13 protein-coding genes and 1 CRISPR repeat array (1 of these 14 only partly in view) are annotated in these 15,838 nt (G+C 52.5%); of the genes, 12 read left to right on the top strand and 1 reads right to left on the bottom strand.

Going from position 1 to position 15,838, the window contains the following annotated elements; all coding sequences use genetic code 11:
- The first annotated feature begins 2 nt into the window (after positions 1-2).
- Positions 3-674 (top strand): 7-carboxy-7-deazaguanine synthase QueE, encoded by a 672-nt coding sequence (gene queE / locus HVY19_RS16590; RefSeq protein ID WP_181681581.1) that lies wholly within the window; start codon positions 3-5, stop codon positions 672-674.
- A 96-nt stretch (positions 675-770) separates the two neighbouring features.
- Here the strand turns inward: queE and queD are convergent, their stop codons facing one another.
- Positions 771-1,136, bottom strand: coding sequence for a 6-carboxytetrahydropterin synthase QueD (gene queD, locus HVY19_RS16585; protein WP_181684309.1), 366 nt, complete (start codon positions 1,134-1,136; stop codon positions 771-773).
- A 301-nt stretch (positions 1,137-1,437) separates the two neighbouring features.
- On the opposite strand from queD, the gene cysJ reads away from it, so the two are divergent.
- The 11 genes from cysJ (at position 1,438) to cas2e (ending at position 14,491) form a co-directional block, all read left to right on the top strand.
- A complete protein-coding gene (gene cysJ / locus HVY19_RS16580; protein WP_181681580.1) occupies positions 1,438-3,237 on the top strand; it encodes an NADPH-dependent assimilatory sulfite reductase flavoprotein subunit in 1,800 nt (599 codons plus the stop codon).
- A complete protein-coding gene (cysI, locus tag HVY19_RS16575) occupies positions 3,237-4,949 on the top strand; it encodes an assimilatory sulfite reductase (NADPH) hemoprotein subunit (RefSeq protein ID WP_181681579.1) in 1,713 nt (570 codons plus the stop codon). The genes cysJ and cysI overlap by 1 nt, the downstream gene beginning before the upstream one ends.
- 77 nt (positions 4,950-5,026) lie before the next feature.
- Positions 5,027-5,761: a phosphoadenosine phosphosulfate reductase gene (gene cysH / locus HVY19_RS16570; protein ID WP_181681578.1), complete on the top strand. Its 735-nt coding sequence runs from the start codon at positions 5,027-5,029 to the stop codon at positions 5,759-5,761.
- Between the two features lie 282 nt (positions 5,762-6,043).
- On the top strand, positions 6,044-8,707 hold the full coding sequence (cas3, locus tag HVY19_RS16565; protein ID WP_181681577.1) for a CRISPR-associated helicase Cas3': 2,664 nt from the start codon (positions 6,044-6,046) through the stop codon (positions 8,705-8,707).
- 9 nt (positions 8,708-8,716) lie between these two features.
- Positions 8,717-10,273, top strand: a complete 1,557-nt coding sequence (gene casA, locus HVY19_RS16560; protein ID WP_181681576.1) for a type I-E CRISPR-associated protein Cse1/CasA — start codon at positions 8,717-8,719, stop codon at positions 10,271-10,273.
- Entirely contained in the window at positions 10,270-10,830 is a 561-nt protein-coding gene (casB, locus tag HVY19_RS16555; protein WP_181681575.1) for a type I-E CRISPR-associated protein Cse2/CasB, read from the top strand. The genes casA and casB overlap by 4 nt, the downstream gene beginning before the upstream one ends.
- Before the next feature lie 4 nt (positions 10,831-10,834).
- On the top strand, positions 10,835-11,893 hold the full coding sequence (gene cas7e / locus HVY19_RS16550) for a type I-E CRISPR-associated protein Cas7/Cse4/CasC (RefSeq protein WP_181681574.1): 1,059 nt from the start codon (positions 10,835-10,837) through the stop codon (positions 11,891-11,893).
- A 9-nt stretch (positions 11,894-11,902) separates the two neighbouring features.
- Positions 11,903-12,649, top strand: coding sequence for a type I-E CRISPR-associated protein Cas5/CasD (gene cas5e, locus HVY19_RS16545; RefSeq protein ID WP_181681573.1), 747 nt, complete (start codon positions 11,903-11,905; stop codon positions 12,647-12,649).
- Entirely contained in the window at positions 12,631-13,281 is a 651-nt protein-coding gene (cas6e, locus tag HVY19_RS16540) for a type I-E CRISPR-associated protein Cas6/Cse3/CasE (protein ID WP_181681572.1), read from the top strand. Before cas5e ends, cas6e begins: the two co-directional genes overlap by 19 nt.
- Positions 13,278-14,201: a type I-E CRISPR-associated endonuclease Cas1e gene (cas1e, locus tag HVY19_RS16535; RefSeq protein ID WP_181681571.1), complete on the top strand. Its 924-nt coding sequence runs from the start codon at positions 13,278-13,280 to the stop codon at positions 14,199-14,201. Before cas6e ends, cas1e begins: the two co-directional genes overlap by 4 nt.
- Positions 14,198-14,491, top strand: coding sequence for a type I-E CRISPR-associated endoribonuclease Cas2e (cas2e, locus tag HVY19_RS16530; protein WP_181681570.1), 294 nt, complete (start codon positions 14,198-14,200; stop codon positions 14,489-14,491). The genes cas1e and cas2e overlap by 4 nt, the downstream gene beginning before the upstream one ends.
- A 96-nt stretch (positions 14,492-14,587) precedes the next feature.
- A CRISPR array of direct repeats spans positions 14,588-15,838; the repeat unit is 29 nt; unit sequence GTGTTCCCCGCGCCAGCGGGGATAAACCG (it continues 609 nt past the right edge of the window).

The raw sequence follows: 15,838 nt of genomic DNA, 5'->3' as shown, positions 1-15,838 counted from the left end.
CTATGCAGTACCCGATTAACGAGATGTTCCAGACCCTGCAAGGTGAGGGTTACTTTACCGGTGTTCCCGCCATTTTTATTCGTTTACAGGGATGCCCGGTTGGCTGTGCCTGGTGCGATACCAAACATACCTGGGATAAGCTTGCGGATCGGGAAGTCTCCTTGTTCAGTATTCTGGCGAAGACCAAAGAGAGCGACAAATGGGGAGCGGGCAGTGCAGAAGATCTGCTTGCCATCATTAGTCGTCAGGGCTGGACGGCTCGCCATGTGGTGATCACCGGCGGAGAACCCTGCATTCACGATCTGATGCCGCTCACCGAACTGCTCGAAAAAAATGGCTTTAGCTGTCAGATTGAAACCAGCGGCACCCATGAAGTGCGCTGCTCCCACTCAACGTGGGTTACGGTATCACCAAAAGTGAATATGCGTGGGGGTTACGACATTCTTTCGCAGGCACTTGAACGTGCTGATGAAATCAAACATCCGGTGGGGCGCGTGCGTGACATCGAAGCGCTGGATGAACTGTTGGCGACGCTGACGGATGAAAAGCAGCGCGTTATTGCACTCCAGCCTATCAGTCAAAAAGACGATGCGACCCGCCTGTGCATTGAAACCTGCATTGCCCGCAACTGGCGCTTGTCGATGCAGACGCACAAGTATTTGAATATAGCCTGATACATTTTGCCGGGTGCGCTTCGCTTGCCCGGCCTGGATGCGGTCAGCCGTAGGCCGGATAAGACGCAGCGCGCGCCATCCGGCACACTTCAAGAATCACTCGCCGCGATAAACACAGCCCGCCGTACACGTCTCTTTCACCATGACCGCACTCAGCAGTGGCACCTGTGGTTTCATCTGATCCCAAATCCACTTCGCCAGTACTTCGCTGGTCGGGTTGGATAAACCCGGAATATCGTTCAGATAGTAATGATCAAGTCTGTCATAGGTCGGTTTAAACGCGGCTTTCAGCTCAGCGAAATCGATAATCCAGCCCGTATGGGGATCGACTTCACCAGTAACCTCAAGGCGTACCATAAAAGAGTGTCCATGCAGGCGACCGCATTTATGCCCTTCAGGAACATGGGGCAGACGGTGTGCGGCTTCGAAGGTGAAATCTTTAAACAGGGTGGTGGTCATCATCATTTCTCAGTAAGGCAAAAACCGCCGTAGGGTACCGGAAAGTCCATTTTTTAGCATTAACTAAAACGGCTTTCTGCTGGAGTTTGGGTGATTCACTAACCTGATGGAGGATTCCTTCTTATATTTCAGTGGGTTATATAATCGTTTTTGCTGTTAATAACTATAGCTAAAACAGGTTAGTCCATTTAGTTATTTGTTATTTCCAACCCTTCTTTAATTGTTATTATCACCGCCGTTAACCTTACTCTCAGTTTGGATTATATCGCTTAAATCCGCTTTGCTTACTGGAACATAACGACGCATGACGACACAGGCCCCACCTTCCGCTTTGCTTCCGCTGAACCCGGAGCAGCTGGCTCGCCTTCAGGCGGCCACCACCGATCTCACTCCTACGCAACTGGCGTGGGTTTCTGGCTATTTCTGGGGTGTGCTTAACCAGCAGCCGGGAGCGTCCGTTACGACCCCTGCCCCTGTGGCTGCAATGCCGGGCATTACGCTGATTTCTGCCTCACAAACCGGCAACGCCCGTCGTGTGGCGGAAGCCTTACGTGATGATCTGCTGGCGGCACAGCTTAGCGTCACGCTGGTGAACGCAGGCGATTACAAATTCAAACAGATCGCCAATGAAAAATTGCTTATTGTCGTCACCTCCACGCAGGGAGAAGGTGAACCGCCGGAAGAAGCCGTCGCGTTGCATAAGTTTCTGTTCTCCAAAAAAGCGCCAAAACTGGAAAATACTGCCTTTGCGGTTTTTGGCCTTGGTGATACGTCGTATGAGTTTTTCTGCCAGTCTGGCAAAGACATCGACGGTAAACTGTCTGAGCTCGGCGGTGAGCGCCTGCTGGATCGCGTTGATGCCGATGTAGAGTACCAGGCCGCTGCTGCCGAGTGGCGAGCTCGCGTTGTTGACGTTTTAAAATCAAGAGCGCCGGTTGCTGCACCTTCTCAGGCGGTCGCCAGCGGAGCCGTTAATGAAATTCATACCAGCCCGTATACCAAAGAAGCGCCGCTCAGCGCCGCGCTGTCGGTCAATCAAAAGATAACCGGTCGTGATTCTGAGAAAGATGTCCGCCATATTGAAATCGATCTCGGCGCTTCTGGTCTGCGCTATCAGCCTGGCGATGCTCTGGGTGTCTGGTATCAAAACGACCCGGCACTGGTGAAAGAGATTGTCGAACTGGCCTGGTTAAAAGGCGATGAGCCGGTTACCGTGGACGGGAAAGTGCTCCCTCTGGACGAAGCACTGCAGTGGCACTTCGAGCTAACGGTCAACACCGCCAATATTGTTGAGAACTATGCCACCTTAACCCGCAGCGACTCTCTCCTGCCGCTGGTGGGCGATAAGGCAAAGTTGCAGCACTACGCAACCACCACGCCAATCGTCGACATGCTGCGTTTCTCGCCAGCACAGTTGGATGCGCAAGCTCTGATTAACCTGCTGCGTCCGTTAACGCCACGCCTTTACTCTATTGCATCGTCACAGGCTGAAGTGGAGAGTGAAGTACACATCACCGTGGGTGCGGTGCGCTATGAGGTGGAAGGGCGCGCGCGTGCAGGGGGCGCCTCCAGCTTCCTGGCCGATCGTGTTGAAGAAGATGGGGAAGTGCGCGTGTTCATTGAGCATAACGACAACTTCCGTCTGCCAGCGAACCCAGAAACACCCGTGATCATGATTGGTCCGGGGACGGGTATCGCACCGTTCCGCGCATTTATGCAGCAGCGTGCCGCCGATGAAGCGCCGGGTAAAAACTGGTTATTCTTTGGCAACCCGCACTTCACTGAAGATTTCCTTTACCAGGTGGAATGGCAGCGCTACGTCAAAGAGGGCGTGCTGAACCGTATCGATCTTGCCTGGTCCCGCGATCAAAAAGAAAAAATCTACGTACAAGACAAACTGCGCGAACAGGGCGCAGAGCTGTGGCGCTGGATCAATGACGGTGCCCACATTTATGTCTGCGGCGACGCCAATCGCATGGCGAAAGACGTTGAGCAGGCACTGCTGGAAGTGATTGCCGAATTCGGTGGTATGGATGCCGAAGCGGCGGATGAATTTTTAAGTGAGCTGCGCGTTGAGCGCCGTTATCAGCGAGATGTCTACTAATGAGCGAAAAACATCCAGGGCCCCTGGTGGTCGAAGGTAAACTGACAGACGCCGAGCGCATGAAGCTGGAAAGCAACTATCTGCGTGGCACGATTGCTGAAGATCTCAATGATCCTCTTACCGGCGGCTTTACGGGAGACAACTTCCTGCTGATCCGTTTTCACGGTATGTATCAGCAGGATGACCGCGATATTCGCGCCGAACGCGCAGAGCAAAAGCTGGAGCCGCGTCACGCGATGCTGCTGCGCTGCCGTCTGCCTGGAGGCGTTATCACCACCAAACAGTGGCAGGCGATCGATAAGTTTGCTCATGACAACACGATTTATGGCAGCATCCGTCTGACCAACCGTCAGACTTTCCAGTTCCACGGCATTCTGAAGAAAAACGTGAAACCGGTTCATCAGATGCTGCACTCGGTCGGGCTGGATGCCCTCGCGACCGCTAACGACATGAACCGTAACGTGCTATGTACCTCGAACCCGTATGAGTCCGAGCTGCACGCCGAGGCTTACGAGTGGGCGAAGAAGATCTCCGAGCATCTGCTGCCGCGTACTCGCGCCTATGCGGAGATTTGGCTCGATCAGGAAAAGGTCGCCACCACTGACGAAGAACCGATCCTCGGCCAGACCTATCTGCCGCGTAAGTTTAAAACGACGGTAGTCATCCCGCCGCAGAACGATATCGACCTCCACGCTAACGACATGAACTTTGTGGCGATTGCGGAAAACGGCAAGCTGGTCGGTTTTAACCTGCTGGTGGGCGGCGGTCTGTCCATCGAACATGGCAATAAAAAAACCTATGCCCGTACCGCCAGCGAATTCGGCTATCTGCCGCTGGAGCATACGCTGGCCGTTGCGGAAGCGGTGGTCACTACCCAGCGCGACTGGGGTAACCGTACCGACCGCAAAAACGCGAAAACCAAATACACGCTGGAACGCGTGGGACTTGAAACATTTAAAGAAGAGGTTGAACGTCGCGCGGGCATCAAGTTTGAGCCGATCCGGCCATATGAATTCACTGGACGCGGCGATCGCATCGGCTGGGTGAAAGGTATCGACAATAAATGGCATCTGACGCTGTTTATCGAAAACGGTCGCATCCTGGATTACCCGGGGCGCCCGCTGAAGACGGGTTTGCTGGAGATTTCGAAAATCCATAAAGGCGAGTTCCGTATTACCGCTAACCAGAACCTGATCATTGCTGGCGTACCGGAAAGCGATAAGGCGAAGATTGAGAAGATTGCGCGGAAAAGCGGCCTGATGAACGCCGTGACGCCGCAGCGTGAGAACTCGATGGCCTGCGTGTCATTCCCGACCTGTCCGCTGGCGATGGCGGAAGCAGAGCGCTTCCTGCCGACGTTTATCGACAATATTGATGCGCTGATGGCGAAACATGGCGTAAGCGAAGAACATATTGTGATGCGCGTGACGGGCTGTCCGAACGGCTGCGGCCGCGCGATGCTGGCGGAAGTGGGCCTGGTGGGTAAAGCGCCGGGGCGTTACAACCTGCATCTGGGCGGTAACCGCATCGGTACGCGTATTCCACGTATGTTTAAAGAGAACATCACCGAACCAGAAATTCTGGCCTCGCTGGATGAACTGATTGGGCGCTGGGCGAAAGAGCGCGAAGCGGGTGAAGGCTTCGGCGACTTTACAGTGCGTGCGGGCATTATTCGCCCGGTGCTCGATCCCGCACGGGATTTCTGGGAGTAACATCCCCTTTGTCCGGTGGCGCATCGTTTTCGTAGGCCTGATAAGCGTAGCGCCATCAGGCAAAACGTGAGGTAATTATGTCCGTACTCGATCTAAATGCACTGAACGATCTGCCGAAGGTTGAACGCGTCATGGCGCTGGCAGAAACCAATACGCAACTGGATAAACTGGATGCCGAAGGCCGTGTGGCGTGGGCGCTGGAGAACCTGCCCGGCAATTACGTGCTCTCCTCCAGTTTTGGTATTCAGGCGGCGGTGAGCCTGCATCTGGTAAACCAGATCCGTCCGGATATTCCGGTTATCCTCACTGATACCGGCTACCTGTTCCCGGAAACCTACCAGTTTATCGACGAGTTAACGGATAAGCTCAAACTAAACCTGAAGGTTTACCGTGCAACCGAAAGTGCCGCATGGCAGGAAGCGCGCTACGGTAAGCTGTGGGAGCTGGGCGTTGAGGGAATTGAGAAATACAACGACATCAATAAAGTCGAGCCAATGAACCGGGCGCTTAAAGAGCTTAACGCGCAAACCTGGTTCGCGGGATTACGTCGAGAGCAGTCCGGCAGCCGCGCGCATTTGCCGGTGCTGGCGATACAGCGTGGGGTCTTTAAGGTGCTTCCAATCATCGACTGGGACAACCGCACGGTGTATCAATATCTGCAAAAACACGGACTGAAGTACCATCCTCTTTGGGACCAGGGCTATCTCTCCGTGGGGGACACGCATACCACGCGTAAATGGGAGCCGGGCATGGCTGAAGAAGAAACCCGCTTCTTTGGTCTGAAACGCGAATGCGGACTGCATGAAGGTTGATGGTTTCACCTTATAAAAAAACCTCCCGCCAGTTTTACTGCGGGAGGTTTTTTTATGGATGGAATATTTATTTTCTGAATTTTATTCGAAATGAAATCATTTATTCTTAAAATAATTCTTTCAATATTATTATCAACAAATATTTAATATCCTTCCTCAATTTAAGAAAATGGTAATAATAGTATTTTAAATGATTTAAAGTATGATATTTGTGAGTTTCATCAATAATTTTACTTTAAGAAAGAGGAAGATGAAAGTCTGTCTGGTGATTGAGATACATCTGTGTCGATATACAAATATTGGGGAAAAACCAACCAGGGAGATGAAAATGGCGGTGATGATTATCACTTGCTCTGTTGGCATTCCCTTGATGTGGCAGCAGTCGGTTATTGGATGGTTAAAAACGATATTTATTCCATCGATAACTATCTTCAAAAATTAGGGCTTAATAATAGTGAACAGGCTGCGCAATTTTTCGCCTGGATTTTGTGTTGGCATGATATTGGTAAGTTTGCCGATTCATTTCAGCAATTATATCGTAACGATAATTTAAGTATCGCTAATGACTATTTAAGTGAATATGAAAAAATTCCCCATGCGTCGCTCGGTTTCTGGTTATGGAATCATTATTTAAACGACGTTCCGGAACTGCTTCCACCGTCTGCGTTACCACCGCGTAAACTTAGGCGAGCGATAGGATTATGGATGCCGCTGGCAACAGGGCATCATGGTCGCCCACCGGTTCCGCTTCAGGAACTGAATAATTTCCGTCAGCAGGATAAAGATGCGGCGCATGATTTTCTTCTGGCGGTCAGGCCGTTGTTCCCTCTGATTGAAGTCCCCGCCTGCTGGGACGATGACGAGGGCATTGAATTATTTAATCATCTCTCCTGGTTCATTTCGGCTGCGGTCGTTCTTGCTGACTGGACGGGATCTTCCACGCGTTTTTTCCCGCGTCTGACCGCCGAAATGCCAATAGAAGAATATTGGCAGCTGACGAGTCGCCAGGCAAAAAATGCCATGTCAGTTTTTCCTCCCGTGCCCGCCGTTGCTGAATTTGCAGGAATAACGTCGTTATTTCCCTTTATTCTGCACCCGACGCCTTTACAACAAAAGGCACTGGAGTTGGATGTCAATCAGCATAGGGCACAGCTATTTCTTCTCGAAGATGTAACCGGCGCAGGGAAAACGGAAGCGGCATTGATCCTCGCGCATCGGTTAATGGCGAGTGGAAAAGCGCAGGGTATTTATTTTGGACTGCCCACAATGGCGACCGCAAATGCGATGTATGAGCGGATGGCTAATACGTGGCTAACGCTTTATCAGCCCGACTCCCGCCCGAGCCTGGTATTAGCGCATAGTGCTCGTAGGCTAATGGATCGTTTTAATCACTCGATATGGTCTGATGATTTAACCGGTTCAGAAGAGCCTGATGAAAACCAACCTTTCGCGCAGGGGTGTGCCGCGTGGTTCGCGGACAGTAATAAAAAAGCCTTACTGGCAGATGTCGGTGTGGGGACGTTAGATCAGGCGATGATGTCCGTCATGCCCTTTAAGCATAATAATTTACGCTTACTTGGACTCAGGAATAAGGTCTTAATCGCTGACGAAATCCATGCCTACGACGCCTATATGTCGAAAATCCTCGAATGCGTCATTGAGAAGCAGGCTCAGGATGGCAATAGCACAATATTACTGTCAGCGACATTATCGCAGCAGCAACGGGACAGACTTATATCGGCCTATGCCCGTGGGGTTAAACGTCAGGTACAAGCGCCGCAACTAGGGTATGGCGATTATCCCTGGGTGACGCATGTATCGGGAAACACCCTTATTTCTCAACATGTACACACGCGCAAAGAGGTCGAGCGTAGCGTAAACATCGGTTGGCTACATCATGAATCTGCCTGTATTCAACGAATTGAAAAGGCGGTGGGCGAGGGCAAATGCATCGCATGGATTCGCAACTCTGTCGATGACGCCATGCGTTCTTTTCGTCAGTTGCTGTCTGGCGGGCTGGTTTCCTCTGACAATCTAACGCTGTTTCACAGTCGTTTTGCCTTCGATGACCGCCAGCGAATCGAAAACCAGACGCTGAAATTATTCGGGAAAAGCGGGTGTGTCCAGCGCGGCGGCAAAGTCATTATTGCCACTCAGGTGATCGAGCAAAGTCTCGATATCGATGTCGATGAAATGATTTCAGATCTGGCACCTGTGGATCTTTTGATTCAACGGGCGGGGCGCTTACAGCGCCATATTCGGGATCGTGACGGTGTTCCGAAAACAGCCGGTAAAGATGAACGTGAGCCACCCGTACTTCATATTCTTGCGCCTGAATGGGACGACGCTCCTCAAGAAACATGGTTTTCAGAAGCAATGCGAAACAGTGCCTGGGTCTATCCCGACCACGGGCGACTGTGGCTGACACAGCGCATTCTTCGCGCCCAGGGGAAAATTCAAATGCCACAAGCGGCCCGTTTGCTTATTGAATCGGTTTATGGCGAAGAGGTTGAGATGCCTGCCGGCTTCGCAAAAACAGAGCAGGCGCAGGAGGGTAAATTCTACTGCGACCGCGCGTTTGCCCAACAGAGCACCCTCAATTTTGCCTCGGGCTACAGCCCGGATTGCAGCGATTTTTTACCCGATAAGCTCTCTACGCGCTTATCCGAGGAATCCATCACGCTCTGGTTAGCGCGGAAGATTAATGACGCGCTGGTGCCCTACGCCCCGGGCGAGCATGGCTGGGAAATGAGCATGCTCCGCGTACGGGAAGGATGGTGGAAGAAACATCAGGATGATTTCGACTTGCTGGAAGGTGACAAGCTTCATCAATGGTGCGTGGAACAGCATCAGAATAAAGAGTTCGCCAAAGTGATTATCGTGTCGGATGACGCAACCTGCGGCTACTCGGGAAGGGAAGGATTGATCGGAAAAACGGAGGTTTAAAGATACCTGATGGAGAATTTCTCACTGATTACCAGCCCCTGGCTTCCGGTTCGTTTCAGAGACGGTTCGCTGGGTAAGCTGGCGCCAGCTTACCTGGCGGATGAGCGCGTTGTGGATATTGCGGCAACGCGGGCGGATTTACACGGTGCGGCGTGGCAGTTCTTATTGGGCTTGCTGCAAAGTAGCTTTGCGCCGAAGAACCGCGCTCGCTGGGAAGATATCTGGCTGGATGGTCTGGACGATAAGGCACTTCAGTCGGCATTTTCGCGCTTAGAGCATGCCTTTCAGTTTGGCCCAGAGACGCCCGCTTTTATGCAGGACTTTGAGACATTACCAGGGGACAAAAGTGCTATTGCCCTTGTGCTGCCGGATATCCCGGGAGAACAAACGAAGAAACTCAACAAAGATCTTTTTATAAAACAGGGTGTCACTGAGCGGATTTGTCCACACTGCGCGGCCTTGGCGTTATTTTCGTTGCAGCTTAATGCGCCAGCCGGTGGCAAAGGCTACCGCACCGGACTGCGTGGTGGAGGTCCCATGACCACGCTCATCGAATTGCAGGAATATAAGAATAACCGCCAGACGCCGCTGTGGCGCAAGCTGTGGCTGAACGTGATGCCGCAGGATGCCTCCGGCCTTCCTTTGCCGGAGACTTTTGATGTCAGTGTCTTTCCCTGGCTTGCTGCCACGCGCACCAGTGAACAGAAAGATGGCGTGACGACCGACCTGCAGGTCAACAGACTGCAGGCGTACTGGGGAATGCCGCGCCGTGTCCGTTTCGATTTCATCACCACAGAAACCGGTACGTGCGATATATGCGCATCATCCAGCGATGAACTGTTGCGCTATATGACCACGAAAAACTATGGCGTGAATTATGAAGGCTGGAGACACCCCTTAACGCCATATCGCAAGCCTCTAAAAGGCGGTGAAGGGTGGTTTTCAGTGAAGCCGCAACCGGGCGGCCTGGTCTGGCGCGACTGGTTGGGGCTTATTCAAAACAACCAGTCCGAAAATAATGACGAATCGCCAGCTCAGGTCGTTAGCGTGTTCAACGGACATTCACTGGAGGACACGAAGGTTGGACTGTGGGGGTTTGGCTATGACTTCGACAATATGAAAGTCCGTTGCTGGTATGAGCATCATCTTCCGCAGTTGCTTACAGAAAACCTAATTCCTGACCTCCGAAAGGCCGTACAAACGGCGTCGCATACCCTCAGCGCTCTGCGAAGCGCACTTAAAGAAGCCTGGTTTTCCGATGCCAAAGGCGCGCGCGGTGATTTCAGCTTTGTTGATATTGATTTCTGGCATCTCACGCAGAGCGACTTTCTGAAACTGGTTTATGAGCTGGAAAGTGGTGCAGACCATGATGAAAAAATCAGTGAGTGCCGCAGAAGTCTCGCCCGTTTTGCCCGTCGCTATTTTGATGACCATGTTTTTACTAACCCTTATGTGAATACGGATCTGAAGCGGTGCATGGCGGCGCGAAAGAGATTAATCATCAGTCTGGCAGGAAAGCAAAATGCTAAAGCCAGCAAAACAAAAAAGCAGGAGGCTGCTGAATGAGTTTTGTGAAGGAAGAACATAAGGCCACGCTGCGTCGGTGGCATAACGAATTGCAGGAAAAGCGCGGTCTGCGCGCCAGCCTGCGGCGTAGCAAAACGGTCAATGACGCTTATATTGCAGAAGGGTTTCGTGACCTGCTCATGCAGACACAAAGCCTCTGGAAGATCAAAGGGCAAGAGTGGCGTTTCACCGCGCTGGCCGTGACGGCGGCGCTGATGGCACAGGTTAAATCGCTCGATGAGCGGCACTCTTTTGCTGAACAACTCGGGCAAAAAGAGGGGAATCGCCTCGTCATGTCCGAACTGCGCTTTGCCCGGCTCTCGGCGGTAAAAACGCCGGATGAGCTACTGCGTCAGCTTCGGCGTGCGGTGAAACTTTTGAATGGAAAAGTGAATCTTATTTCGCTGGCGGAAGATGTCTTCCGTTGGTGCCAGGAAAACAACGATCTTTTGAACTCGGTGCGTCGCGTGCAGCGACCCACTGAGTTCATCCGTATCCGCTGGGCGCTGGAATATTACCAGGCTGGCGACATTGATAAAAACGATCAACAGGGATAATCAAATGACCACTTTTATTCAGCTTCACTTACTTACCGCTTATCCGGCCGCTAATTTGAACCGCGACGATACTGGCGCCCCGAAAACAGTGGTGCTGGGTGGTGCTACGCGTCTGCGCGTCTCTTCGCAAAGTCTCAAACGCGCCTGGCGAACATCGGAACTCTTTGAACAGGCACTGGCGGGTAATATCGGTATTCGCAGTGGTCGTATTGGGCGTGAAGCTGCGAAGATCATGATCGAAAAAGGCATTGAAGAAAATCAAGCGATCGAGTGGGCAGCGAAAATCGCCGAGTATCTGGGAAAAGCGAAGAGCGATAAAAAAGCGAAAGATCCGCTGAGCAATGCTGAAACTGAACAGCTTGTCCATATCAGCCCGGCAGAATTTGATGCTGTAAAAGCGCTGGCTGCCCGGCTGGCAGAAGAGAAACGCGCGCCAAAGGATGATGAGTTAGCGTTGCTGCGTCGCGATCGTATGGCGGTGGACATTGCCATGTTTGGCCGCATGTTGGCGAACAAACCTGAATTTAATATTGAAGCCGCCTGTCAGGTTGCCCACGCGTTTGGCGTAGGCGAAACCCTCGTGGAAGATGACTTTTTTACTGCCGTAGATGACTTACGCCAGGCCTCACAGGATGATGCTGGCGCCGGACACCTCGGTGAAGCGGGGTTTGGTTCCGCACTGTTTTACACCTATATCTGCATTGACCAGGATTTGCTGATTCAAAATTTGAACGGCAATGTCGAGCTGGCTAATCAAACGCTGCGGGCTTTTACCGAAGCTGCGTTGAAAGTCTCTCCGACCGGTAAACAAAACAGCTTTGCCAGTCGTGCTTATGCTTCCTGGGCTCTGGCGGAAAAGGGGACCGATCAACCCCGTTCTCTGGCGGCCGCCTTCTATAAACCGATTATCGGCTCGGATCAGTTAACCATTTCGATACAACGCATCAGCGAGCTGCGCGAAAACATGAATGCTGTTTACGATCAGCAGACTAACGCTGTGAGTTTCAATGTCATGAATAAAGAAGGAAGCATGAAAGACGTGCTGGACTTTATCTGCGCGTAAGGAGCGCTTATGAGCCAATATCTGGTTTTTCAGCTTCACGGACCGATGGCGTCCTGGGGAGTAGATGCTCCGGGCGAAGTGCGCCATACCCATGAGTTGCCGTCACGCTCAGCCCTGCTTGGGCTTCTTGCTGCGGCACTGGGTATTCATCGTGATGATGATGCCCGCTTAAATACCTTCAACCGTCACTATCAATTTTTGCTGTGTGCCAGCGAGTATCCTCGCTGGGCGCGTGATTACCATACGGTTCAGGCGCCGAAAGAGATCCGCAAAGCACGCTATTTTAGCCGTCGGGAAGAGTTAAGCCATCCCGACCTGCTGAGTGCGCTGATCTCTAAACGAGACTATTACAGCGGTGCATGGTGGATGGTTGCGGTGGCGTCAACGCCCGACGCTCCATGCTCACTGGCGCAACTTCAGGCGGCGTTGAAGCAACCTGTTTTTCCACTGTATCTCGGACGAAAGAGCCATCCGTTGGCGCTTCCGCTTGCCCCTGAACTTATGCAGGGGAGTGCACAGGATGTGTTAATTAATGCGGGGCGTCACTATCGCGACAAACTCAAAAAACTCCACATAAACCTCCCCAAACTACAACCCACGTGCTGGTGGGAAGGCGAACATGAGGGGATGGAGGCAAACAAGATCCACCGTCGCCGCGATATGCCGCTCAGTCGCCAGCAATGGTTATTTGCGGAGCGTGCCGTAAACCAGGGGCCATTGCCCCTCAAGGAGGAAACGTGTATCTCTCCAGAATAACGCTGCATACCGCTCAACTTTCACCTGCACATCTGCTCGATATGGTGGAACGCGGCGAATACGTTATGCATCAGTGGCTATGGGCACTATTTCCCGATGAACAAGAGCGGCAGTTTCTCTATCGTCGCGAAGAATTACAGGGCGCATTTCGCTTTTTCGTGCTTTCAGCGAATCCGCCTGTAGCAAGTGAGTTATTCACGATTGAATGTCGTGCTTTTTCACCCACTTTGCATGCGGGTCAATTGTTGCGTTTCAACCTGCGCGCAAATCCAACGATTTGCAAAGCAGGAAAACGCCACGATCTGTTGATGGACGCGAAGTTCCAGATTAAAGACCAGCCTGACAGACCGGATATCTGGCTTCACCAGCAGAACGTTGCAAAGAAGTGGTTGAGCAGGCAGGGGGAGACAAATGGTTTTTCTGCGCAACAGGTGAATGTCGAAGCCTATCGACAACAGCAGGTGGTACGCGGCAAGTCGCGACAGGTCATTCAGTATAGTAGCGTGGACTATTCTGGTGTGCTGGAGATCCTCGATCCGAAGGCATTTCTGCAACGACTCATGCAGGGATACGGCAAAAGCCGTGCGTTTGGTTGCGGTTTGATGCTGATAAAACCCGGAGTCGAAGCGTGACATTTGTCCCGTTAAGTCCGATCCCGTTGAAGGATCGGACGTCAATGATCTTTCTTCAGTATGGTCAGATTGATGTGCTTGACGGCGCATTTGTGTTGATCGACAAGACGGGAATACGCACCCATATTCCTGTCGGCTCAATCGCCTGCATCATGCTGGAACCGGGGACGCGAGTATCACATGCAGCAGTCAGACTTGCTTCAACGGTGGGTACCTTGCTGGTATGGGTTGGAGAGGCGGGGGTACGTGTCTATGCGTCCGGCCAACCTGGCGGTGCGAGGGCGGATAAATTGCTGTATCAGGCGAAGTTGGCGCTGGATGACGATTTACGCCTAAAAGTGGTGCGTAAGATGTATGAGCTCCGTTTTCGCGAACCACCGCCTGCCCGCCGTTCAGTCGAGCAACTGCGCGGCATTGAAGGTTCCCGCGTCCGTCAGACCTATACTCTGCTGGCTAAACAATACGGCGTGAAATGGAATGGGCGTCGCTATGATCGCAAAGACTGGGAAAAGGGCGATGTTGTGAATCAGTGCATTAGCGCGGCGACATCTTGTCTTTATGGCATTACCGAAGCGGCCGTTTTAGCGGCGGGCTATGCCCCGGCGATTGGTTTTATTCACAGTGGGAAGCCGCTTTCGTTTGTCTATGATATTGCGGACATCATTAAGTTTGAATCGGTGGTTCCCAAAGCGTTTGAAATAGCGGCCCGCCATCCTGCGGAACCTGACCGGGAGGTGCGATTAGCCTGTCGGGATATCTTTCGCAGTAACAAACTTACCGGAAAAATTATACCGCTGATTGAAGAGGTGCTCTCAGCGGGCGAAATAGAACCACCTCAACCGGCTGAAGATATGTTGCCTCCGGCGATCCCTGAACCAGAAACGCTAGGTGACAGCGGCCACCGAGGGCGTAGCGGATGAGTATGGTTGTTGTCGTCACGGAGAATGTGCCCCTACGTCTTCGCGGTCGACTCGCTATCTGGTTACTTGAGATCCGGGCTGGGGTTTATGTCGGCGACATTTCGAAACGCATTCGGGAAATGATATGGCAACAAATCATACAGCTTGGCGGCGAAGGAAATGTCGTGATGGCCTGGGCGACAAATACGGAGTCTGGATTTGAATTTCAGACGTGGGGAGAAAACCGCCGAATACCGGTAGATTTGGATGGACTCCGTTTAGTTTCCTTTCTTCCTATTCAAAATCAATAAATTACACGCTCTTTAACATTGTGAGAATGTTGTTTTATAGTTGGTAGATTGTTGATACTAAATAAATTATTTATAATTCAGTTATATATGCTTAGTGTGTTCCCCGCGCCAGCGGGGATAAACCGTATTGCGGGGTTTTCTCTTTGTCTAACCCGATGTGTTCCCCGCGCCAGCGGGGATAAACCGGCTGTCGCTGCTGCGTGCTACATCATGGCAGAGTGTTCCCCGCGCCAGCGGGGATAAACCGGCCTCATGGTAAATTTATTGGCGTCCCGGTGTGTGTTCCCCGCGCCAGCGGGGATAAACCGTAGTTGGTTGTGCTCAGGTTTCCGGTGATGCGGTGTTCCCCGCGCCAGCGGGGATAAACCGCCGTGAAAGAGGCGCAGAGCGCGATAATCAAAGTGTTCCCCGCGCCAGCGGGGATAAACCGTTGATGGTGACACATCAGACAGCATCATTGAAGTGTTCCCCGCGCCAGCGGGGATAAACCGTCAGAGAAGCTTGTTGCTGCAGACAGGTCAATGTGTTCCCCGCGCCAGCGGGGATAAACCGTCTGGATTAATTGCTTCCATCTCAACGAGAAAGTGTTCCCCGCGCCAGCGGGGATAAACCGTCTTTTATCGGCTCATATCATGCATTGCCGGGGTGTTCCCCGCGCCAGCGGGGATAAACCGCGGTATAAAGAGCACTGATTAATTTCAGAGGTGTGTTCCCCGCGCCAGCGGGGATAAACCGTGATCCGGTCGCAGTAGGAACGAACAACTGAACGTGTTCCCCGCGCCAGCGGGGATAAACCGGCTAACGTTCGCACAAGACTACGCCGCGCCGCGTGTTCCCCGCGCCAGCGGGGATAAACCGTCCCTCTCCTGTCTCCCAGCGTGAGCCTCGTAGTGTTCCCCGCGCCAGCGGGGATAAACCGCGTTCATGGTTGCCTCAGTAGCGGATTTTCGCGTGTTCCCCGCGCCAGCGGGGATAAACCGATCACCGTTAATGGTGATAGCATGGATGGAACGTGTTCCCCGCGCCAGCGGGGATAAACCGTCAAAACGGCCAGCAGGGTCATACGTGTTGATGTGTTCCCCGCGCCAGCGGGGATAAACCGGATCTGGTAACTCAATAACAATATCGCTGAAGGTGTTCCCCGCGCCAGCGGGGATAAACCGCCGTCACCCGACGCAATTGTTGATATTCGTGAGTGTTCCCCGCGCCAGCGGGGATAAACCGCATTACTGGAGGGTTTTCTCAGAACACATCGAGTGTTCCCCGCGCCAGCGGGGATAAACCGCTGTTGCCGATCGCTTTGTAGCGTGGCCCGTCGTGTTCCCCGCGCCAGCGGGGGTAAACCGC

This window comes from Citrobacter sp. RHB25-C09 (assembly GCF_013836145.1).
Classification (GTDB): domain Bacteria; phylum Pseudomonadota; class Gammaproteobacteria; order Enterobacterales; family Enterobacteriaceae; genus Citrobacter_A.
Note: the sequence above shows the minus strand (reverse complement) of the source record. Positions and strands in the feature narration are given on the sequence as shown.